Below are 20,201 nucleotides of genomic sequence, written 5' to 3' on the forward strand. Positions count from 1 at the left end.
AGCCCTGCGTCCGCCGTGCAGGCCACATTCTCCGACGTCGTGCCCGCCTCCCCGATCCACGGGCGCGACATCGAGTTGCCGGGCGCGAAGGTGCTCGGCGGTCCGCGCGGGCGCAAGCACGCGTTCCGGCCGGCGTCGGTGGTCGGCGGAATGGTGTTGTGGCGCGAGGTGGCCGAGCGGATGGCCGACGGGCAGCGAGGCGTGGACTTCATCGCCGTCGACGGCGGCGAGGGCGGCACCGGCGCTGCGCCGCTCGTGTTCGCCGATCACGTGTCCTTCCCGTTCCGGGTCGGCTTCGCTCACGTCTACGGGCTGTTCACGCAGGCGGGGCTGAGCGACCGGCCACGTGGATCGGGTCGGGCAAGCTGGGCCTGCCGGGCAACGCGCTCGGGTGCATCCAGGCGCAGAAGTGCCACACCGACCACTGCCCGACCGGTGTGGCGACGCAGAACCCGTGGCTGGCGCGCGGTCTCGATCCGGGGCAGAAGTCGCACCGGCTGGCCAATTACGCTCTGACGCTAAGCCGCGATTTATTGAAGGTGTCGGAGGCGGCGGGCGTCCGGCACCCCGCGATGCTAGGCCCCAACGTGTCGAGATCCTCGATGGCGATCGCGGACATCGGCCGCTCACCGAGGTGTGCTGTTACCAAAACGGCTGGGGCGTAGCGGGATCCGAGATCGTGCACGACATCAACAGCTGCAGGTGACCCAAGATCCGAACCAAGCGACGGAGTGAGCGGGCAGAGCGGAGTTGGGGCGGCGTACTCAAGGGTGACGCACGAGCGAGCCGCGGCTGGCGGCTAAGAGGTGCCGTCGAGGTCGGGTGTCCGCACAGCGCGGTTCACGGCCCGCACATACAATTCGAACACCCGCGGCGACGTCTGCGCGGGGTCGAATTCGTCGGGTGCCTCGTCGGTGTCGGACTCGTCGTCCTCCGTTTCCCAGTCCATGTCCATCAAACACAGCGTGTCGAAATCACGCTGGACGCACCTGATGGCGCGCTGCACGTCACACCAGTGCTCGTGCATGCACCGGGCCACCACGCTTTCACACACCGAGCCAACCAAGGGAATGTGCTCAGCGAGTTCTCCGCCACGGTAGCGGACGAGCGTGACGTCACTGAAGGCGTATCCAGGGTCGTCGAGGGCAACCTCCGTGATGACGTGAACGACTCCCGCCCCTTCGATCGGAATCTCGGTATGGAGCCGAATCGGCGGCTAGTATATGTTGCTGACACGAGCTAGATCGCGATCCAAAGTCGGGAAGATAATGGTAGCTGCCTGCATATATCCATTATAGTGACCAACTCCGACAACGATCCGGCTAGTTTGCTAGCCGTGAATTCCGACAGGACATAGGGTCAGGTCGTCGATGTCGGGAGAGGAACGCACTACGCCGAGCCACTTGCCGCGCTGGCAGGGGGAACCGTGTCGCATCGGAACGAACCACTGAAGGTCGATCCGACAGAGCTCCGGATGACGGCCGATCAGCTCGAGGGCCACGCGGGTGGTTTTCGGGCAGCGCATCAAGCGGCACAGTCCTGGGCGAGCGGGGTCGCTCTCGGAACGGGAGCGGCGGCCGATGGTGCGACTCATGGGTCGAGCCCGCCCGCACGCAGTAGCGGTTCGATCGCTGCAATTGCCTGGCGCACCCTAAGGTTGCGGTCGCCCGACACCTCGATCCATGGAACCGTCACCGCCGCAAGGAGTTGCCGGTAGCGGTCGTGCATCGCGCGGCGCTGTTCACCGTCGTGCCGCAGGCCGGTTGAGTCTTGAACGAACGGTGTATCGACGCCGCACAGAATGTAGAGGTGGTACGTGCGCCGCAGCGCGCGTTCGAAGAGCCGACTGTCGGTGGTGCCGAGATAAACCTCGTGGAAGACCGCAGTGACGAGCGGATTGGTGTCGCACACCAGAACCGGGCCTGACCAGCGCGCGGCGTCATCCTCGATTCGCTCCTGCACTTCAGTGATGAGCTCGAAGTCTCGGGTCGACCAGCGGTACCGCTGAGGCTCGGGCATTGCCTCGGTGAAATGTCGCCCGAACTCCGGTACGGCAACGGTGCCGAGGCGACACGCGAGATCGTCGGCGAGTGTTGTCTTGCCGGTGGATTCGGCGCCGACCACGCTGACGCGCTGGACGTAGTGGGCCCGCACTGGCGGGTCGAGCCGGTCGAGGTGCGCCAGCGGCGCGGCCCGCACGGCCGTACCGGAGAGACCGCCGGGTTCCCGTTCGCCGTAATCGTGGACGCACCCGAGCGCCTGTGCATAGGCGTCGCCATAGTCCTCGCCGGTGAACACCACGTCGGGTGCTCGTCCGAGCAGTTCGAGAGTGATCGCCGCCCACCCGGCGCTGTCGTCGTCGGCGACGTCGTAGCGATCGCCGTCGACAGTAAGCACTTTCGCCCGAATGCCCAGCCCACTGCATGTCTCGTCGATCCAGGCGGCGCGCCGCTCGACAGGGATCTGGTGCCAGCCGGCGTCGCAGACGATGATGTCCAGTTCGTCGACACGGCGCGCGGCCCGTTCAATCAACGCGCGGTGGCCGTGGTGAAACGGGAGGAACTTGCCGATGACGAGGCCCCGCGTCACCGCAGCGCGTCCTCGGCTTCACCGGCGGGTCTTTGCTCAGGCAGCATTGCCCGCCAATCGATTGCAGCCTTGGTCGACATGGCAAGTAGCACCGCATAGAGGCCTGCCGACAAGTAGAGGTCTCGTGTGGTGAACAGAGCGATGTAGCCGACGTCGATGACGATCCACAGATACCAGGTCTCGAGGCGCTTCCGAATCAACAGATAGAGCGCTCCCAGCGAGCCGGCGGTGAGCAGAGCGTCCCACAGCGGAGCCGAGCCGCCAACCTCGATCAGCCACGCTCGAATCGCCAATGTTCCGAGGACGATTGACGCGAGCACCACAGCGAGCTGGCGGGTGGAGGCCCGGTGAACGTCGGCCTCGTCTGCCTGTTTATCGCCGCGCCACCACGCATAGAGTCCCGAGACGCTGAAGGCGATGAAGACGACCTGCAGGCCCGCATCGGCGTAGAGGGCGTGGTCCCAGAAGATAACGAAGTAGATCCCGGTGGAGACGATCCCGGTCCCCCAGGTCCAGATCGACTTGCGCACCGCGAACCATACCGAGAGCGCATACAGCACGACGGCGAACACTTCGGGCCACCCCGACGGGCCATAGCCTCCCAGTAGCTTGAACTGGTAGACGGCTGCTAACACCGCCGTCGCCCCGACGAAGGACATGCCGGGGAGGGTAGGACGAAATCTGCGGATGACGCCAGGCCGCCGGTTCGCCGGGTCGTCACTGGCTGTTGTCCGCTCGTTGGCGGCTCCCACCGCACGATTAGACCATGCGGCAGTGACGGGGTTGTCGGTTGCCGAAATAGAACTCGGTTTACCTCGACGGGTCGACCTCACAACAGCCGTTTCGCGGCTTGCTGATCTGAGGCGCGTCGCACTGCGCGGTCGACCGCCGTGCTGTCACGCCGGGCCGTCACGCTCAACCGCTGTGCCTCATCCCGGTTGTCGGCGAGCGCATGGACCCGCGCCGCCAGATCGCCGAGTGCCTACGGCGGCGATCTCGGCATCGAGTTCGTCACGGCGCCGGTGTAATTCGGCCAGCCGGACTTCGGGCTGGGCTTCGGTTCCGTGCACGATCTGGCGCAGCAGCTCAGGCAGCAGTCTGGCCAATGCCAGTGCTGTGTTTTTTGGCGTTTGGCGAGGAATAGATAGACGTCAGAACTCCCCCTCCGCCGGCGTGCTGGCCGACGAAACACGGCACCGGGTGCTGAAAGCAATCAAGAAGCACTGGTCGCAGCGGCAAGCACCCGACCGAGCCGGGTGAACCGGCAGCAACTCGCCCACCTGCTCCGTGCGGCGCGCACAGTCGCAGGTGATCCGAAAGTCCTTGTACTGGGGTCACAGTCGATCCTGGAATCGTTCGATGAAGACGGCACTTCTTCCGGAGGCCACTGCCTCCATCGAAGCCGATATTGCGTTTCTTAACGATCCAGATCGGCAATGCGTGGTGTCTCACGTCGTGTCATCTGAGTTCCGTCTCAGATTCGTGTCATTTCTTCGGAAGCAGCCCAGACGGCCCGGCTCGGTGGTTCAGGCATTGGTTCGGAGGTAGGCCGCGAACCCTGGAATGGTGAACCGAAGCTTCCCGTGTCCAACCGCCTCGATGTAGCCCCGGTCGATCAGCTGCTGCCGAGGCCTACTCACAGCTGTGGTCGCCACACCGAGTTCGGCGGCGATCGCCGCGCGCTCCACCGGCCCATCCCCGACTGCTGCCATAGCTGCCAGGAACCGCTGCTGCTCGGACGTGACGCGGGCCAGACGGGTGCGGAACAACCCCCTCATGCGGTCCTCAATCTCCTCCTCGGCCCGCCGTACGTGGCCGATCTTGATCGTGCTCCCTGAGTTGGGTCGTGCGACCTCCCACGTGGCATCGCCGATCAGCTGCACCTTGTGCGGGTAGCCAGCAGCGAGCTCGATTGCCGCGATGATGGCCTCGTCAGTCCATGTGACCTCGTGATGCTGTGCGGGCAACCGGATCGCCTCGGCAACGGCAACCTCGCTCAGCAGACCGAGTTCGACGAACCGTGACCGCTCGCCGAACGTGGCTGCCTCGGTCACCGCCGGCGGCAACGAGGGCAACCCGGCAGCGATGACCGCGACCGGAGTCGCGTCCGGGGCACCATCAAAGTGCTGCAGCCCGATCAGAAGACTCTTGCGGTCTCCCAACTGTGCTTCCTGGAACTCGTCGACGAACACGACCAGCCCCTTCGCGTCGTGGTTGCGGCCGAACCGGCCCGCATCCTCGAGCAACTTTTCGAGCACCGCCGAACCCGGCGACAGCTTGTCGTCGGCGGAAAGGGTCGCGCCGACCTTGACACCTGGGATCCCAAACTCGACCTGGACCTGGGCCAGTCGGTGCAGCAGCGCGTTCGCCCGCTCCCCGAAGGAATGCTCCTTGACCGCCACGCTCAACTCCTGCGCCAGATCGGGCGACATCGGACGGTCATCACGTCCAGTGATCCACGCGGTGAGGAACCCCTCAGAGATCGCGTCGCGCTGAGCCATGCGCAACAACGAAGTCTTCCCCAGGCCCCGCGGAGCGTGGAAGGCCAGCAGCGGTCCGCCGGAACGCCCAAGCATGCTCAGCCGTGACACCTTGTCACGGATCAGATCGCGCTCGCGGCCGCGGCCGGCCAGGTACTCCGGCAATGAGCCGGGTGCGTACGGGCTCGGCTCCATCGATCCCACCTTACGCATAGGTCTGTATAACTCACCCCGAAGTATACGGACCTATACGGCGGTCGGACGACCAGCGTGGTGTCGAAACCATTTTGCGCGGCGCACGCATTTCAAGGTGTAGGAGAGCTTTACCGGCAGTTCCCTACGGCGTGACCCAGCAGTGAAACAGCGGCATCCCCTCCCAGGGACCGCCGCGGGCGACCACGACGACGGCATGCGGTCGGTCGAAGGTGACCTCGACGCGGTGGATGGTGCGCTCGACGAACTGCGGGGCGCCCGTCGTCATCACCAAGGCTGTGACGGCGGCGGCCTCGAACCCGTTCTCGTCGTGGGCCGTTGTGGCCGCCTGCACTCATTTGGTCGGCCCGGCGAGTTCAGACACAGCCTCTTTCAGTGACGCGGTGACGAGGCTGGCGGTGTCCGGGCGGGTCGTCGTCGTCCACGTGGAATCGTCATTTCGGCCAATGGTTTTGCGCTGACCGCACGTCACGCACTCGGTGGTCCAGTCGCCCGGCATCACGCAGCACCCGCCCAGTGCGAGGTCCGGCCGGCGGTCTGCTTCCTCGAACAACTCTGGGGTGGGCATTCCGTGGACCTTGTGGTGCAGCGCGGTCGATCCGCATCGGCCGCAGGCGGGACTCTCGTTCGTCATGGCTGGCAGGTTAGCTCGCCGCACCGACAGCCAGGCCGCAGAGAGATTTGAGCCGATGTCAGCCCGCAGAAGTAGCCTGCACACAGCTCTCGAGCGGACGACTGTTCGGGTACCTGGCCCGTCGTCCCGGCAACCGCGCCACCATCGCACGGTGCCCCAGGGGAAGAGCCGGCACCATCGGGGTGCAAGCGGTGGACGTTCGGGTGCAGCGTCGCCGGGACGGTGAGTGATGAACAGGTCTAATAGTGCCGCGGATGACGCGGTGCGAGAACGCGTTACGCAGCTGTCGGTTCATATCCCCTGTGGGCAGATTCGCGGTCCGATCGGACCGTTGCAGCGGTCGGGGTCCACCTCGTACGGCCGCTGGCAGTCCTGCGTCGACGAGGATGCACCGCAGAAGTGGGCCGGGTGCGACGTTTCTCGTGAATTCGATCTGTGCGTCATCTGTTTCAGGGCCACCGCGGGCGGCACGTCGCGCTGGGCGTGGCTGGCCTGTGAGGACTGCCGCACCATCAACGACCGGATCGGATCGCGTTGGGGGTTCCGACCCTTCGCCCTGGGCAGGCATAGCCTGATGAACGGCGTCGGCGTCGCGCTCAGCAGCACCGAGGAGGCGCAACGGGAGCAGATCGACAGACTCGTCGAGTTTGTCCGGAGCCGTGATGGCCTGAGGGGTTGGCACAGTCGCGAGTACGCCCGGTTGGCGAGTCGCTTCGACCCACTCGCCGATATTCCGCTGCGAAGATGGCAGGAACAGTGGCCGCCGGGACGAGACGCATCCGAAGACGCTTTCACTCGGCTCTTCGGCGGGTCCTGGCCGCTACCGCCGATCTGAACCCGGCACCCATACCCCTTCATCTTGCCGAGCAACGGTCACAGTGCCCCGCGGGCATCGCTTTCCGCCAGGGCTGGGCGTCGCGGAAGGTCTTCGCGGGCTGGGCGATGAATGACCGCATCGAACGTTTCCGACGGCGACAAGTTCCCCTCCATCGCCGTGTCGGTTCATCGCAGCCGTTTGGCGGCCTCCTGATCGGCGGCGCGTCGGACGGCACGGTTGAGCGCGGTGGTGTCGCGCCGGGCCGCCACGCTCAACCGCTGCGCCTCGTCCCGGTAGTCGGCGAGAGCGTGCACGCGGGCCGCCAGATCACCGAGGGCTTCGGTCATCTGCTGCCGGTCCTCGGCGACGGTTGACCGGATATCGGCGTCGTCGCGAAGGCGACTGCTTTCCAGCGCCGCCAAGGCCTGGCGGTCCTCGGCGATCTGCCGTGCGCTGGCACCGATCTCGGCGAGTTCGTCGCGCAGATCGATCGGCACGATGTAGAGCCGCGAGGAGGCCCAGAGCGGGATCTGTTCGATCTCGGACGCGATCTTGGCCGCGCAGTAGGCGAGCGTGCCCTCGTCGCAGGTGATCATCGTGTTGGCGGTCGACGTGTCCTCAGAGTCCATCGGATCGACGTGCAGTCGTGACTCAGCTCGCTCGCAGAGGGCCCTGTAGGCGTGGAAGTCGTTGACCGCGTCTTGCGTCGAGAGATACACGACCGCGACGCCGCCGACAACGATCAGGAAGAGCGCGACGCCTGTCACCGTGAAGGCGGACACTTCCGAGGCGGCGCCGATGACCGCGAATACGGCTGCCGCCGCGGCCGCGCACCACCCGCTTACTTGTGTTCTTTGCCGCGTGTGGATTTCATCAGGCGGATCGACCTCGTCGGGCCGCGGCAGCCGTAGGTCACCCCGGTACCGAGCGGCCACGAACGCGACATACTTCCGATCCGCGGCTGTCTTGGGCGCGACGTTGGTCAACCGCTCCCAGTGGGACGGCATGTTGGATCGCGCGAAGACGTCCTTCGGCCTGATTGCACCGTGCGCGCTCTCCGCCGTCCCCTCGGCCATACTCGTTCCCTCCCGCGGACCACGGTAGCGGGCGTTGGTGACAGTTGGCCGCCGCCGCGATGATCAGCCGGCCGCGGCATAGCTGTCGGTGGTCACCCGCATAATGCGGTCACCGGGGTTCAACTGATCGGGGGGAGCACGTGACCAGTTCCAACGCGGGCGAGGCACCGCGACCGCCCGGACGCAGATAATGCGAAGCCGCAGTTATTGCGTATCCGCAGTTTATGCGGTACCGTGACGTGTGCCCAACCGATACGCACGGATCCGATCCGAGCTCGCCCGCGCCGAAAAAGCCGATCCGGCAACCGCGCTCACGCATCTTCGGGCCGTGCTCGACGACCTCGGCCGGCTCATCGACGAGACGCTGGCTGACGCCGTCGTCGACGCCGAGCTGTCCCTTCGCGCGGCAGCGGACAAGGTCGGGCTGACCGAGAACGCGATCGGCCCGCGGCTGGCCACCACCACGAAGCTGGGCGGCTACGCCGCCGATGGTCGGGTCAACGCCAGAGGCGTCATACGCGCCCGCTACGACAAGGAGACCGGGAACGCACCACCGCCTGCACCGACGCCCGACGCGAAACCCATGCAGTTCAAACGCCGCCGACCGACCACCTGAGTGAGAGGACCTCCCATGTCGAACCCCGATCGCACCCTGCTCGTGTTCCTGCTCGACCGTTCGGGGTCGATGCAGTCCATCAAGTCCGACGTCGAAGGCGGATTCGCCGCGTTCGTCGATGAACAACGCAAGGCGCCCGGTGACTGCGCCGCGACACTGGCCCAGTTCGACACCGAGTACGAGCTCGTCTACCACCGGGTCCCCGTCGGCGAGGTTCCGGCGCTGAACCTGCAGCCGCGGGGCGCCACGGCACTGCTGGACGCGATGGGCAAGCTCATCACCGATACGGCCGCACAGCTCGACGCGACGCCGGAGTCCGAGCGCCCGGGCACGGTGATTGTGGCGATCATGACCGACGGCCAGGAGAACTCGAGCCGCGAGTGGACGCACCCGGCGATCAAGAGCCTGGTCGAGCAGCAGACCAAGCACGGCTGGGAGTTTCTCTACATGGGCGCCGACCAGGACGCCATCGAAGTCGGGGCACGCCTGGGCGTGCAGCGCGACAAGTCGGTCACCTACGGCAGGGGTAAAGCCCGCGATGTCATGGCCGCAACCTCGGCCAACATCAGCCGGCACCGCGCGGCCAGAATGCAGGACCCTGCCGCCGTCATGGACGGTTACTCCGGCGAGCAACGGGCCGACCTCGCGGACGGTTAGCGGTCAGCGCGTCGGGGGAATCTTCTCAGACTCCCTTCGGTATTCGCGCTAAAGCGCCACTTCGCGCACGGGCAAACTTTTATAGTCGCGGAATGGAGCCCCCGTTCTATTTTGTGCGCGATAGAGCATCAAGTGCGGCGCACCATTGGGACTACTTGAGGAACCGGCGGGCGACAGCGTTATGCGGGCATGACTACGACGATCCCCAGTGGGAAGGGCCTGCTCGGCCGAGCAAGGTGTGCCGGCGTTGTCAGGAGGTGCTTCCCCAGTTCGAGGCGAAGTGGTGGAAGAAGGCCGCGCGCCGCGTCGAAGTACACCGCGCCCAACTCGAGGACAGCAACGCCAAGCTGCAAAGCGAAGTTGCGCACTTGAAGCGACAGCTTGATCAACTCACCTATCAATTGGAGCTTTCGAAGGACACGATCGAGACGCACAAGAAGAAGATCAACAATCAGCGGTTGACGTTGCACCGCCTTCAGACGGCGAGATCAAGCAAGTCGGCGACACCTCAGAGGGCCCAGGCCGGGTCTACCACGCCGCCGTCCAAGGCCACGAAGTCTAAGCCGGGCACCGTAAAGACCGAGAAGTGGCGGTCAGCGAACGATGTCTTCTCTTCCAGCGGGCCCCGGAAGGGATCAAGGCCATCAGCGTCGCGGTGATGCGACTCCTGGCGGGTATCGAACGCTCGAGTCTTTAGAGGTCAAGTGCAAACCGATAATCCCTACCCGGGTTTCGTCAGCCCGCGTGACCACCAGCGCATGGTCCGATTTCTCGAACGAACCCTGACGCCAAGGGAGGCGCGCAATGCGCTCTCGCGCTTCTCGAGCGACAGCCGCGGACGCTCGATCGAGTGGATAGTCGCTGCCGCCGAATACGAGAAAGCCCCGCGAAGCACCCTTCGCCTCACGGATGAAGAAGTGTTTCGACTTCTCGTCGAGCTCGCCGGCGTTGACCTCCTGGCGGACCGCGAACTACGCCGAATCATCGCCAGTCGCTGCGACTCCCGAACGCTGGAACGCCTCCACAACTATCCGTCCGGCGAGCGCGGACGAGGCGGCGACCGTTCGAAGGCCAATGGTCTAAGCCATCTCATACGATCAGGACGGAATTCTTCAAACCCGAAAAGGGAGCGTACCTACATCCGCAATGGGACGCCGCCGGGAAACATCGCGTAAACAGACCGATCACGCACCTAGAGGCGTCGCTGCTGCAGGACTTCCCCGAAGACTACCTCTGGTGTGGTCCCAAGATTGAGATCGCCAGGCAGATTGGCAACGCTGTGCCTACCGGACTGGCCAAGGCTATCGCTCGACACATCGCCGACCATCTTTAGGATTCGGCTCCGTCACTGCAGGACTCGTGATCCTCACCTTGTGATTTTGGGGGATGACTTCTTTACGACACGACGCTTAGCAGGACTGCCGTCGGCCGGTGCGGCCTCCGACGCCTGTACGCCGAGCACTTCCGACGCGAAGTCCAACCAGGCTTGAGCGTTCGCTCCCTTAAGATCGTCGGTCCACATAAGCACTGTGTTGCCGGCATTCGCGTCGTCGTGCGGCAACACACCGTTGTCCGCGTACCAAGCCTTCTTCAGTTCCCACTTCGCCGCGTAGTCTGGCCGATCAAGCATTCCCGCGTGCTCCCACAACACTTTTCGCCCGCTGCCCGAATTAATTGTGAAGTCCGGAAGCACCTCTCTGCCGTCGCTGCCGCGAAACGGCTCTTCGTAGCTCCACTCACCGGGCACCAAACGATCGAGTAGTGCCGCAATGATGACTTCGTTCTTGCTCGCCATCGGAGTGCCATTCGCTGATACGTGCATTAGGCGCCGTTCGTATCTGCGACGCACCCCCCGCAGCTCTAGAGACACGGGATTCGGCACCGCGAACAGATCGGTGAGTCGACGGGCTGTTTCGGAGCGCCAAGATTCAGAGAGGTCGCGAAGGTCTGCGAGAGTTCCCTCGTGCAGGATGACGACCCGATCCTTCTGCCGTGTCAGTGCGGTGTACATCAATTCTCGAGAGACGTTGGCCCGCACCGGAAGAACAAGAAAGGTTGTGCCAAATTCAGAGCCCTGCGACTTGTGAACCGTTACAGCCCAGGCAAGTTCAAGAGGCGGATCGTCGTTAACTGACGGCCAGTAACTGTATTCGAAGCCGGGCTGCGAAGAGAACTCGACCTTAAGCGACAAGTTGCCTTTTTTGCACTTGTGAGCTGGCACGACCCGGCCGATCGCTACACCAATCTCACCATTTGCGACATAGTTCATCGCGCCCTGTGACGGGTATGCCTTCTGCTTCCTGTTCTCGGTTTGCATGACCTTGTCGCCGCGGACAATCAACTCTGGCCCAATAGGTTTGGGGATATTGGCCTTCGCAGTACGCTGACCGAACTCGGTGTCGTTAACCCGATAGGTACGCTTTATATGTCGGTTAAGTTCAACCGTGCCGAATGCACGCGATCGCGTGGGCGAGAGGATCTGCCAGTGCTCTGCACGCTTGCCCGCGCCCGGTTCCCAGTTGAGGTATGGCCCGTTCAGCGTGGCGCCGTAGGTGAGCGCGAAGGCCCAGTCGGGCTTATCGTGGTCGCCCATCGGTAGCTCCTCGGCCAGAGCCTCTGTAAGTGCCTGGATGACATTCGCGTCACCCCATCGCAGGTAACGAAGGGTTGGACGGTTCGGTTCGTGCGCGAGTTCAGACCAGATGAGTTCATCGCCTGCGCCGCGAGTCCCACCACCGAACCAGGCTGCCAACTCGAGATCGTGGCGAGTGCCGTAGCCGCCCTCGGGCAACTGCCTTCGCGTCACCTGCAATTCGACATAACCTGGGCCGACACGAAACCAGTTCCCGAAGGCGTCGGGCCGCACGACCTCGACAAGGTCTACAAACGGGCGGCCGGCGCCAATAGGAGGAAGCTGTCGCGGATCACCAACGAGGACAATGCGTCCAACTCCGCTGAACGCGTCGAGCGTGGCAGCCAACATCTCCTCTGTGAGCATCGAAGCCTCATCGATAACGACGAGGCCGTGGCTTTTACGCGGTTGTTGATCACCCCACACGAGGTAGCGACCAGTGGCGCCGTCGTACCGATTCGTCGGAGCAAGGTAGCTGGCAAGGGTCTTCGCCGGAAGGCCAACCTTGGTCTCCAGTTGGACTCGCGCCTTGCCCGTCGGCGCTAAGAGCAACACCCCTCCATCACCGACGCCCGGGTACTCCACGAGCGCCCGCAGCAGGGTTGTCTTTCCGGTACCTGCTGGCCCAATCAAAACCGACAGCGGTGAATCGTGGAGCTCGTCGAGCCCTGCGGCCTTCTCCGTTCGCGCACGCTCCTCAAGCTCATCGAGTCCGGTGCTCTCCGTATCAACGTACTGATTACGCTTTAGGGCTTTGTCCAATACTTCGCGTGCGTCACTGAGGCGGCCGAGGGGTGGCTTCGCTTGCTGGCCTCGGATCCAGCTCCGAATCATGTCTGCCGTCTCGACATAACGCGTTAGTTTGAGCGCGGGCGCGCCATCGGCCAGTGCGACACCAGTGATGGGCGACCACTCTTCCTGATCAACGAGGGCATCATGGTCAAGATCAAGCGCCGCGAGCACCATATGCGCCAAGTAAGGTGGCCGGCTCAGTTCGTAACCGTTAGCCGCGTCGATCGCCTCATGCTCTGGCAGCACCGTGTCACCTTGAAGTCCCTGGCGTTCGAGCACATCTGTCAGGAGCGCCTCGACCCGCCGACGGTCTAGGTGATCGTCGATCTGGATCTCGTTGGGCAGCGCCGGTGACCATTTCACATGTGTTGGCGGGAAGAGCGCTCGATCGATGGATAAGAATGGAACATGGAGTTCCATGCCATAGGTGCACGTGCTCGCGAAGTAGGGATTTGCAAGCAGCTCGCCCGGTGCGCACTCTGGTTCTGTGGCCCCTGCCATCAGCATCTCGACTTGCTGGGCGGAGATGTCGAATGCCGAAAGTAATTGTAAGACAGCCTGCCTGTCGCTGCCGAGCTTCCGCCAAATTTTCTGAGTTGTGACTGTGAGGTAGGGGCGTAGCGGCTCGGGAATGGGTTTCTCATTGTCCAGCATTGAGCGCAGCGCGCCCCACGGTGCGGATTCGTCGACCGCGTTCATCAGCACCCTATGCGCGACGTAGGGCTGTTCGACGCGGAGGAACGCCAATATTGACGCTAGACCAGGCACCGGTCCACGTAGTTGCCAGAGCCGCTCGGTCTGATTCGTAAGCCACGTGAGCGCCGAGTCTGGTACATCTAAGCCGAGACCGCGCGCACCTTCCGCCGCACGCTTGAGGGACGCCAGGGCTTCAATTGCAGCGTCATCGGTGAGATGTTCTGTTACGTAACTAAACTCGAGGTTGCGGCCCTCCGGTGCCCAGGCGAGCGCCTCGTCGATATCGATGCCCTGATCCAGCATGCTCACAAGCTCTTGATACGGAATAAGCAGTCCGGCCTGCATGTCAGGCCGAAGGCTATGTTCAACAATCGTCTCCCACATGCATGAGTCAAATGGTGGTTTGCCATCCTGATTCCACATTGGCGGCGGTTGAATGCCGCTCACCGCGGCCGCCCCGACGAGGAGCCGGTCCGTGCGGGCTTCCTGCAGTGGTGAGTGCTTGAGATACACGAAGACAAGTGACTCGCCCGGGACGACAGGTGCGAAGAACTCATCCATTACCGCGCGTTGATTTTCTCCGTCCATTACCCACGACGCACCGTCCCGGAAGCCGAGTACTTCGTCGACATGATCCTCGGCTGTGGGGTTGTATGCCGGGACTCGGGCGAAGCCGACTTCTTCATTGAGCGATCCGCGGTTGAGCCAACGGAACGGAATGGATTCGAACGCATACCCCGGCAGCGATACTTTAGTCGGGCGCAACGAGTCCTTTAGGGACCTGTGCCAGGCGAAGGGATGGGTCTTCGTCACGGTGTAGCCGATGGGCGACATGAACATGCCGCGCTCGCTCAGACAGGGCAAGCGATTCGTATCTAAGGTATCGGTGGTTGCCGAAGAGTTCTCTTGCTCATAAGCATCATCCCGATTCGGGCCTACATTCGCCAATAGTGTGCATGAAGAGTTACTCAGAGGATCATCGCAGATTGCGGCGTCCCATGGTCTATCCCGCCATGGCACTCGCATTGACAGATGCATGATGCCGCTCATGGGCCTCCAATCAATGGGTTGCTGAAACTAGCGCTTCAGCTCGCGCGGAAGCGGCTTTGAATGCACCACGGCGAGTTCACGATTCGCGCGGGTCAGAGCCGTGTATAGCGGGCCTTTTCGTCCATAATTCGTTGGAAAATCGGCTGGCTCTACAACAACGACGGCATCAAACTCGAGGCCACGAGCGGAACCAGGCTGTAATACAGCGACTTCTGCGCCATCCATCTCCCACAGCCTCATATCCAGGCTCTTTGCCGTCCATCCGACTTTGCGTAGCGACTTCGTGATTGGCTCCGGCGCGACCGTGATAACCGCTACAGTCCCGAAGGCGTACTCCCCGATTAGACGTTTGACCTCGCCGCTGACTGCGGATCCGAGCTCCTTATCTCTCACCTTCCTTAGCTGAGGATTGGGACCCTCATACTGAAACGCCTGAGAGCTTCGTTGTTTTCGCGGCAAGAGCTTGTTGGCGAAGTCAAGAATGGGCTTAGTGGAACGATATGAACGCGCGAGGTGCCTTATTTTCGTATCTGGATCCAGATCCAGTTCGTCAAAGACGTCGTGCCAACTGGACAGTGTGTGATCCGATCGCCGTTGGTTCAGATCACCGAGGATTGTCCAAGCATTGGCCCTATTACTTGAGTAATCCCTATTGATTGAGTGCAACAGGCACCACTCGAGGGCCGTCATGTCTTGCGCCTCGTCGACAATCACGTGACTGACCTGCCTGAGATCTACCGGCCGCGCAAGCTCCCATTCGATGAATGCGAGCAGTGGCCTATGCGCCCGCAACCCGAGCGCCTTCTTGTAGGAAGGAAGTCCCCGCAGATATGCAGACCAATCAGTCTTTGCGGTTAAGAGACGCCCGCCGGCCTTGTTCAGACGCAAACACTCATAAACCGCCTCTCGGGTAGGCGACTTGCCAGTACTCTGCTGGCTCAAGTTAATCGCTAGCCGAGAAAGCCTCCCTAACATCGAATCTGCATCGAACCACACGTTGGAAGCCGGTCCTGTCGGCTCGTTGCGGAGATTCAGAATCTCCTGCATCAACTGTGGCATCGAACGGACGATGATCTTCCCCTCGCCATTCCCGAGTCTGACGACGATGTCACTGATATGGCGTGAATAGCTTGCCGTTGGTCCGATTACCAGAACTGCTCCGGTCGCACGTCGTCCACGTGGGGTGTTGTCATTCACTAAGTAGGCTGCACGATGAGACGCGACGATCGTCTTACCGGTTCCCGGCTGCCCTTCGATGACCGTGCTTTCGCTTGCCGGCAGCGTGACGAGATCGTATTGGTCGGGTTGAAGCGTCGACAGGACAGAACTAAGCCCCTTACCGCGCGGGGACCTGAGTTGTTCTCGCAGCAGCCCTTCTGCTCTTATCCCAGTACCGTCGTCGATCCCCTGTGACAGCGCAGACGCCCCCGTCGCTTCTGCCTCCGGAACCTGGTCGGTCGCGGCGTCCTTCGTATGAGTAACCGAGGGACTTTTTCCCGCGGTCGGATGACTCGGCACTTTCGGCTTACCACTAGGAGGTGCAGGGATCGACAAGCCTCGCTTCTGGAATGCCGGCGTAGGTGCATCGTCTCGCAGCTGGTCGTCGACGAACCCGTCGATCCGTCCGTTGACGTGACTGAACGACCGCACGACAGCGACGTCACGACAAAGGTCACCGAGGCCGTTCTTTGAGGTGTGCTGATGGTTTCGTCTGAAGAAACAACACGCGATGGGAGCAGTCCAACTGTAGACCTCGACGCCGTCGACCGTTGCGTGCTTTTCGGCGATATAGAAGTCGTTGCGCGCGCCGGTCAGCACCCGGTCCGGCTTCGTCAGGGCAACCCGGCCGACAAGACGCCCGTCCGGTACCTTCGGTGGGTCCGGCACCTTCTTCCCTGTGAAGGAGTAGGGTACCGGCTGGTCGCGGGCGTCTTTGAACAACTGCTCGCCGTATCGCTTCTCAGCAGTGCGCTCATCCTGGAGCTCAAGATCATTGTCACGCTGCTTCATGATTCTTCGCCCGCTGGTACGAATTCGACAACACACGCTGCGAGGTGCTCAAGGTGGATCTCAGGGCGAGGTCGGTTCGACAACTCGTTGGTCAGTCGCACGAACTTTTCTTCTGCTCTGCGCATCTGGCTGTGAAACAATCCCATCGTCCTGCTGTCTCTGCCCCGGCTGGTCGCCGTGTCGATGCGTTTTTGGATCGTCTCGACCTTCCGTCGATGTTGTTCTCCGAGAGTCGCTCGTCGAGCTTCTTGAAGAGCATCGAACTCTTGGTCTCGCTCGACTTTGACCCGCGCATGCTGGAAATCGAGTTGATCGAGCGCACGGTCGGCTAGTGTCGCCACCTGTTCAATGTCTGGCAGGGCGGCGTCTTCAAGCTGTCCTTCAGCCAGGGCGGCCAGCAGAGCGTTGGCCGGGCCCTCTTCGGCGTGTCGCCCGTCTCGTGTCACTGCCGCTCCCCAGATCTCATCGCCACCAAACCCCCCTGACGCAGCCTTCGCGAGAACCACAACATAAATTCCGGGTCCGACAATTTCAGTCCGCGCGGCGACACGCAGTGATGCGAATCGGGCCTCTCGGTGAATCGGAACGGACACCGCCGCCATCGTTAGCGGACTCGTCGCAGTCAGCAGCATGCCGCCGCCCGTGCGGGCGAGCTCCTGGTCGAGCACCAGAGATATCGGCATCTCGTTGCGAAGTAACGCCGAATAGTGACCCGTTTCTGCTCGTGTCCGCTTGGCGGATACGGCGAGCTCGTCGACGCGGATACCCATCTTTCGGTTGCCATACAGCTCGACAATCCGGCTGTCGTCCGTCGACATGACTCCGGGGGCGTCCTCGATTTTCGCCCAGTCGTGGACGAGTAGTGCAAGTTCATATTGGCCGACGTACCGTCCGGTACGGACCAACTCTTCCTCAAGGCCGGCGACATCAACATCGTTGCCGACCATGAGGGTGCTTGCGGCATCGGCGATATCTTCAAGCCCTGCTCGTTGCTCCTCGATCGCCATGAGCACCTCGTAGAGCTTCTGTTCGCGCTGCTCCCTGCTGAGGTTGAAGTCGAACGCCGCCTCGCGCGCCATCGGGGCGATGGCGGAGATGATCGGTTCCAACGCTCCGATCGAAGACTCAAAGATCTCTATTCGGTCGAGAAGGCGTCCCAGAATTCGTTCGTCGATGGTGTACTCATTGACGAAGTTGGCGATGAGTAGGACTTCCTCCGGTTGACCGATTCGGTCGATGCGACCGATACGCTGCTCGATCTCCATCGGATTCCAAGGAAGGTCGTAATTCACGACTGCGGAACAGAACTCGAAATCCAGCCCCTCGCTGGCAACCCGATTGGCGAGGACAAAATCGTAGGCCCCAGCTCGAAATTCGGCTATGATGCGCCGTCGTTCTTCCCGGCTGACACCGCCGTGCAGAACTTCGACCTTGAAGTCCCTTCCGAGGCGCTCCGACAGGTAGGAAATGGTAGGACGGGAGAAAGTGAAAACCAAAGCTCGCCGGCCTTGCGAGTTTAGTTCACTGAGGACCTGGTGCAACGAATCGAATTTCGTGTCGAGTCCCTCGGGCAAACGACGCGCGGCTTCCATCAGATCATGATGGGGTTCAAGCCGACCCACTGACTCGTCGCTGTCCTCGTCTGAAATTCTGCTAAAGGTCGGGTCCAACACTGCGCGCCGCGCCATCGGCAGACATGCGCTCGCGAGCCGAAGCGGCATTTGCATTGCGAACCCTGACGGGGCGTTCATTTCAAGGGCTCGCTGTCGGCACCACTCGACGTACTCGTCGTAGAAGTACTTTTCCTGCTCAGTCCACTCGATCTGCCGACGAATTTCAGTACGTTTAGCCTTGCGCTCATCGACTTCGACCTTCTTGGTCCGCGTAATGACCGTAGAAAGCGTGTTCAGTTCGGACAGCATCCTCCTGGCTTTCACGAGATCTCTTGGCTCGAGACGCGTCTTGCCGAGTAATTTACGTAGCAGAATGAAATCTGGACGTTGCATCAATGCGGCACCGAGGGTCATCTTTTCCAGCTGCCCGAGTTCAGCAATCAGCTTTGCACCGTCTGTCTCCCCGCGAGCGATCTTGGCCGCGACCGCGTTGATCACACGGTTCGGCTCTAATCGGAGTTCGAGATCGCGAAGGTCGCTGTAGTCCTCGGGAGCAAGCAGCTCGAGCAAGTGCAGCAAGTCGCTCTGATGCAGGTTGATCGGAGTTGCCGTTAGAAACACAAGGTTATCTGCCCACTCTGATAACTCCGTGCCTAACGCATAGCTCTTCGTGGCTTGGTTTCGCATCGAGTGCGCTTCGTCCACAATTATGAGGTCGAAAGCCGGTGGGATATCGCGCATCTCGTCGAGCCCATTCCAACCGCGGAGCCGCTCGAGGCTGCATATATAGGCCATTCTGCGGGGAAGCCGGTTTTGGCGATGCCGATGAAGGAAGTCAGTCAACCGACTGGCATCGAGTTCAGTCAGCTCAAAGTCGAAACGATCGGCCATCTCCTCTGTCCATTTGGCAACAAGGTTCGACGGACAGATCACCAGAACATGGTCGGCTTCTTGACGAGCCTCGAGCTCAGTCCAAATCAACCCGGCCTCAATCGTTTTGCCGAGCCCAACTTCATCCGCTATCAGAAGTCGAGCTTTGCCGGTCTCCAGGAGCTTGAGGACTGGCTTGAACTGATATGGGCGAAAAGTCGTCCTCGTTGCACGGAAGGAGAACAACGTATCGGCGAATTTACCCCTCAGCTTCGCTCGGGTGAGAGTCGCACCGAACCGACTTGCTGGTGTCGGCTCACCTGTGACCCACGTCCGAGGATCATCGAGAGGTGGGCGCGGCTTGAGCCCCGTCTCGAGGATCTCCTGACGGCGTCCGTCGACGAGAACCGTGTACGACCAGTGGCCGGTCAAGAACTTCTGATCTACTACGATTGCGTCCGCGTCGCCCGGGCTCGTGACGACATGCTCGTTGATCGAGAATCGTGGCGCGGGTACCTCGTCAGCCGCTGCCCAGAACTGCTCGGACCACGCCAATGCGGCGTTAAGGGGGTCGCCGGGAGAAAGATCATCCGCGTCCACGACGATAGCTCCACCTGGCGGCTCACCGCCGCCAACATGCACGATTAACGAACCCGCCTCCGCACCTTCGAACCAGTACAGGCCAGCAGGCAGCTCAACCTCTGGCCGCCATAGAATGCGGCAACTTTCGATACCCGCAAATGCTGCTCTGACCGATACATCGACGGCCAGTGCACGCGCGAACGTCCCCCGTCTCAAGATCGATTCCAATGACACCGCCGCGTCCGGGTGATAACCGAAAGAGAGTGCTGCGCCCGAAATGTCGTCTGACGTCATACCGCCACCGGCTCCGCGCAGCTTGAAGAAGAACGTGCCACCAAACAAACCCCTAGCCCCTTGGATCTCCCTAGCCACTCTACGAAAATCTTCAACACTTTAGCGACAGAAAAGGACGATTCCGTCGACGGGAGTGGTATCCGCCGCCTCGCCTGCACGTAGCGGAGTTGCCCGCTAACGAGGCGTGCTTCCTCCGTCCGGTCAGTACTTGAGCAGACCGACACGCTATGGAAACTGGGGTATCGATTGACACGAGATGATGGCCTGGCAGGGAGATTCTGTGACCGAACACCCGGACAATCTGAGTGAGCAAGCGCATCCCGATCGCCGATAGCAGTTCTTGAAGTCGGTTAAGCAGAAGAAACCTCGCGACATTGACGTGAGAGAATTTTTGGAGCTCTGGGGCTACAAACGCCGCGGTTCATGGATCACCAGAACAATCGAGAAAGAGTTACACAGTCGCGGCCTAGTCTAAGGCGACTCGATCACCGTCGTTGCGGGCAACTCGACGGAGCCTCCACCGCTTCCGGATCCGCCCCCATTCGAAGGCGCGTCCGGAACCACCGGAGCAACCGGTTGC

The 20,201-nt window shown here is 62.0% G+C and carries 14 protein-coding genes, 4 pseudogenes and 1 riboswitch; of the genes and pseudogenes, 7 read left to right on the top strand and 11 right to left on the bottom strand.

All coding sequences use genetic code 11. From position 1 onward, the window contains the following. Positions 1 to 135: 135 nt before the first annotated feature. Positions 136 to 706, top strand: a pseudogene (locus tag K3G64_RS05035) (glutamate synthase-related protein); the annotation flags it as partial. Between the two features lie 93 nt (positions 707 to 799). On the opposite strand, the gene K3G64_RS05040 reads toward K3G64_RS05035, so the two are convergent. From K3G64_RS05040 to K3G64_RS05055, 4 genes and pseudogenes are all read right to left on the bottom strand, one after another. Beyond that, positions 800 to 955 (bottom strand): hypothetical protein, encoded by a 156-nt coding sequence (locus K3G64_RS05040; protein WP_238889415.1) that lies wholly within the window; start codon positions 953 to 955, stop codon positions 800 to 802. A gap of 635 nt (positions 956 to 1,590) precedes the next feature. Next, entirely contained in the window at positions 1,591 to 2,589 is a 999-nt protein-coding gene (locus K3G64_RS05045) for an AAA family ATPase (RefSeq protein ID WP_238889416.1), read from the bottom strand. After that, positions 2,586 to 3,248 (bottom strand): nicotinamide riboside transporter PnuC, encoded by a 663-nt coding sequence (gene pnuC, locus K3G64_RS05050; protein ID WP_238889417.1) that lies wholly within the window; start codon positions 3,246 to 3,248, stop codon positions 2,586 to 2,588. Before pnuC ends, K3G64_RS05045 begins: the two co-directional genes overlap by 4 nt. A 242-nt stretch (positions 3,249 to 3,490) precedes the next feature. Continuing rightward, positions 3,491 to 3,674, bottom strand: a pseudogene (locus tag K3G64_RS05055) (DUF3375 family protein); the annotation flags it as partial. A gap of 171 nt (positions 3,675 to 3,845) precedes the next feature. Between K3G64_RS05055 and K3G64_RS05060 the strand changes: the two are divergent. Then, positions 3,846 to 4,023, top strand: a pseudogene (locus K3G64_RS05060) (DUF6036 family nucleotidyltransferase); the annotation flags it as partial. Positions 4,024 to 4,115: 92 nt separating this feature from the next. Here K3G64_RS05060 and K3G64_RS05065 read toward each other — a convergent pair. The 3 genes from K3G64_RS05065 to K3G64_RS05075 form a co-directional block, all read right to left on the bottom strand. Continuing rightward, positions 4,116 to 5,264, bottom strand: a complete 1,149-nt coding sequence (locus K3G64_RS05065; protein ID WP_238889418.1) for an ATP-binding protein — start codon at positions 5,262 to 5,264, stop codon at positions 4,116 to 4,118. Positions 5,265 to 5,406: 142 nt separating this feature from the next. After that, positions 5,407 to 5,616, bottom strand: coding sequence for a hypothetical protein (locus K3G64_RS05070; protein ID WP_238889419.1), 210 nt, complete (start codon positions 5,614 to 5,616; stop codon positions 5,407 to 5,409). Continuing rightward, complete coding sequence (locus K3G64_RS05075) at positions 5,617 to 5,916, bottom strand: hypothetical protein (RefSeq protein WP_238889420.1); 300 nt, start codon at positions 5,914 to 5,916, stop codon at positions 5,617 to 5,619. It lies immediately after the preceding gene. A gap of 85 nt (positions 5,917 to 6,001) precedes the next feature. Further along, positions 6,002 to 6,113, top strand: a riboswitch (SAM riboswitch). Between the two features lie 65 nt (positions 6,114 to 6,178). On the opposite strand from K3G64_RS05075, the gene K3G64_RS05080 reads away from it, so the two are divergent. Beyond that, on the top strand, positions 6,179 to 6,751 hold the full coding sequence (locus K3G64_RS05080; RefSeq protein ID WP_238889422.1) for a hypothetical protein: 573 nt from the start codon (positions 6,179 to 6,181) through the stop codon (positions 6,749 to 6,751). Between the two features lie 167 nt (positions 6,752 to 6,918). Here K3G64_RS05080 and K3G64_RS05085 read toward each other — a convergent pair whose 3' ends face one another. Further along, positions 6,919 to 7,809: a hypothetical protein gene (locus tag K3G64_RS05085; RefSeq protein ID WP_238889423.1), complete on the bottom strand. Its 891-nt coding sequence runs from the start codon at positions 7,807 to 7,809 to the stop codon at positions 6,919 to 6,921. A 241-nt stretch (positions 7,810 to 8,050) separates the two neighbouring features. Here K3G64_RS05085 and K3G64_RS05090 point away from each other — a divergent pair, with 241 nt between their 5' ends. The 4 genes and pseudogenes from K3G64_RS05090 to K3G64_RS05105 form a co-directional block, all read left to right on the top strand. Further along, the gene (locus K3G64_RS05090) at positions 8,051 to 8,425 is read left to right on the top strand and encodes a hypothetical protein (protein WP_238889425.1); all 375 of its coding nucleotides are present in this window, start codon (positions 8,051 to 8,053) and stop codon (positions 8,423 to 8,425) included. Between the two features lie 15 nt (positions 8,426 to 8,440). Continuing rightward, on the top strand, positions 8,441 to 9,082 hold the full coding sequence (locus tag K3G64_RS05095) for a vWA domain-containing protein (RefSeq protein WP_238889427.1): 642 nt from the start codon (positions 8,441 to 8,443) through the stop codon (positions 9,080 to 9,082). Positions 9,083 to 9,174: 92 nt separating this feature from the next. After that, complete coding sequence (locus tag K3G64_RS05100; protein WP_238889429.1) at positions 9,175 to 9,741, top strand: TolC family protein; 567 nt, start codon at positions 9,175 to 9,177, stop codon at positions 9,739 to 9,741. 416 nt (positions 9,742 to 10,157) lie between these two features. Next, positions 10,158 to 10,415, top strand: a pseudogene (locus K3G64_RS05105) (DNA cytosine methyltransferase); the annotation flags it as partial. 33 nt (positions 10,416 to 10,448) lie between these two features. Here K3G64_RS05105 and K3G64_RS05110 read toward each other — a convergent pair. Genes K3G64_RS05110 through K3G64_RS05120 form a run of 3 tightly spaced genes read right to left on the bottom strand, consistent with a single transcriptional unit; the run spans position 10,449 to position 19,699 of the window. Next, positions 10,449 to 14,252 (bottom strand): ATP-dependent DNA helicase, encoded by a 3,804-nt coding sequence (locus K3G64_RS05110; RefSeq protein WP_238889431.1) that lies wholly within the window; start codon positions 14,250 to 14,252, stop codon positions 10,449 to 10,451. A gap of 27 nt (positions 14,253 to 14,279) precedes the next feature. Next, positions 14,280 to 16,262 (bottom strand): AAA family ATPase, encoded by a 1,983-nt coding sequence (locus K3G64_RS05115; protein WP_238889433.1) that lies wholly within the window; start codon positions 16,260 to 16,262, stop codon positions 14,280 to 14,282. After that, positions 16,259 to 19,699, bottom strand: a complete 3,441-nt coding sequence (locus tag K3G64_RS05120; protein WP_238889435.1) for a DEAD/DEAH box helicase — start codon at positions 19,697 to 19,699, stop codon at positions 16,259 to 16,261. The genes K3G64_RS05115 and K3G64_RS05120 overlap by 4 nt, the downstream gene beginning before the upstream one ends. Positions 19,700 to 20,201 lie beyond the last annotated feature (502 nt).

It is taken from the genome of Mycobacterium sp. IDR2000157661, assembly GCF_022317005.1.
In the GTDB taxonomy this organism is placed as follows: domain Bacteria; phylum Actinomycetota; class Actinomycetes; order Mycobacteriales; family Mycobacteriaceae; genus Mycobacterium.

Bases quoted from the DNA above. Each gene is read 5' to 3' on its own strand.
- K3G64_RS05095 (WP_238889427.1), top strand. From the start codon at position 8,441: ATGTCGAACCCCGATCGCACCCTGCTCGTGTTCCTGCTCGACCGTTCG.
- K3G64_RS05085 (WP_238889423.1), bottom strand. From the start codon at position 7,809: ATGGCCGAGGGGACGGCGGAGAGCGCGCACGGTGCAATCAGGCCGAAG.
- K3G64_RS05100 (WP_238889429.1), top strand. From the start codon at position 9,175: ATGGAGCCCCCGTTCTATTTTGTGCGCGATAGAGCATCAAGTGCGGCG.
- pnuC (WP_238889417.1), bottom strand. From the start codon at position 3,248: ATGTCCTTCGTCGGGGCGACGGCGGTGTTAGCAGCCGTCTACCAGTTC.
- K3G64_RS05065 (WP_238889418.1), bottom strand. From the start codon at position 5,264: ATGGAGCCGAGCCCGTACGCACCCGGCTCATTGCCGGAGTACCTGGCC.
- K3G64_RS05115 (WP_238889433.1), bottom strand. From the start codon at position 16,262: ATGAAGCAGCGTGACAATGATCTTGAGCTCCAGGATGAGCGCACTGCT.
- K3G64_RS05040 (WP_238889415.1), bottom strand. From the start codon at position 955: ATGGACATGGACTGGGAAACGGAGGACGACGAGTCCGACACCGACGAG.
- K3G64_RS05075 (WP_238889420.1), bottom strand. From the start codon at position 5,916: ATGACGAACGAGAGTCCCGCCTGCGGCCGATGCGGATCGACCGCGCTG.
- K3G64_RS05110 (WP_238889431.1), bottom strand. From the start codon at position 14,252: ATGAGCGGCATCATGCATCTGTCAATGCGAGTGCCATGGCGGGATAGA.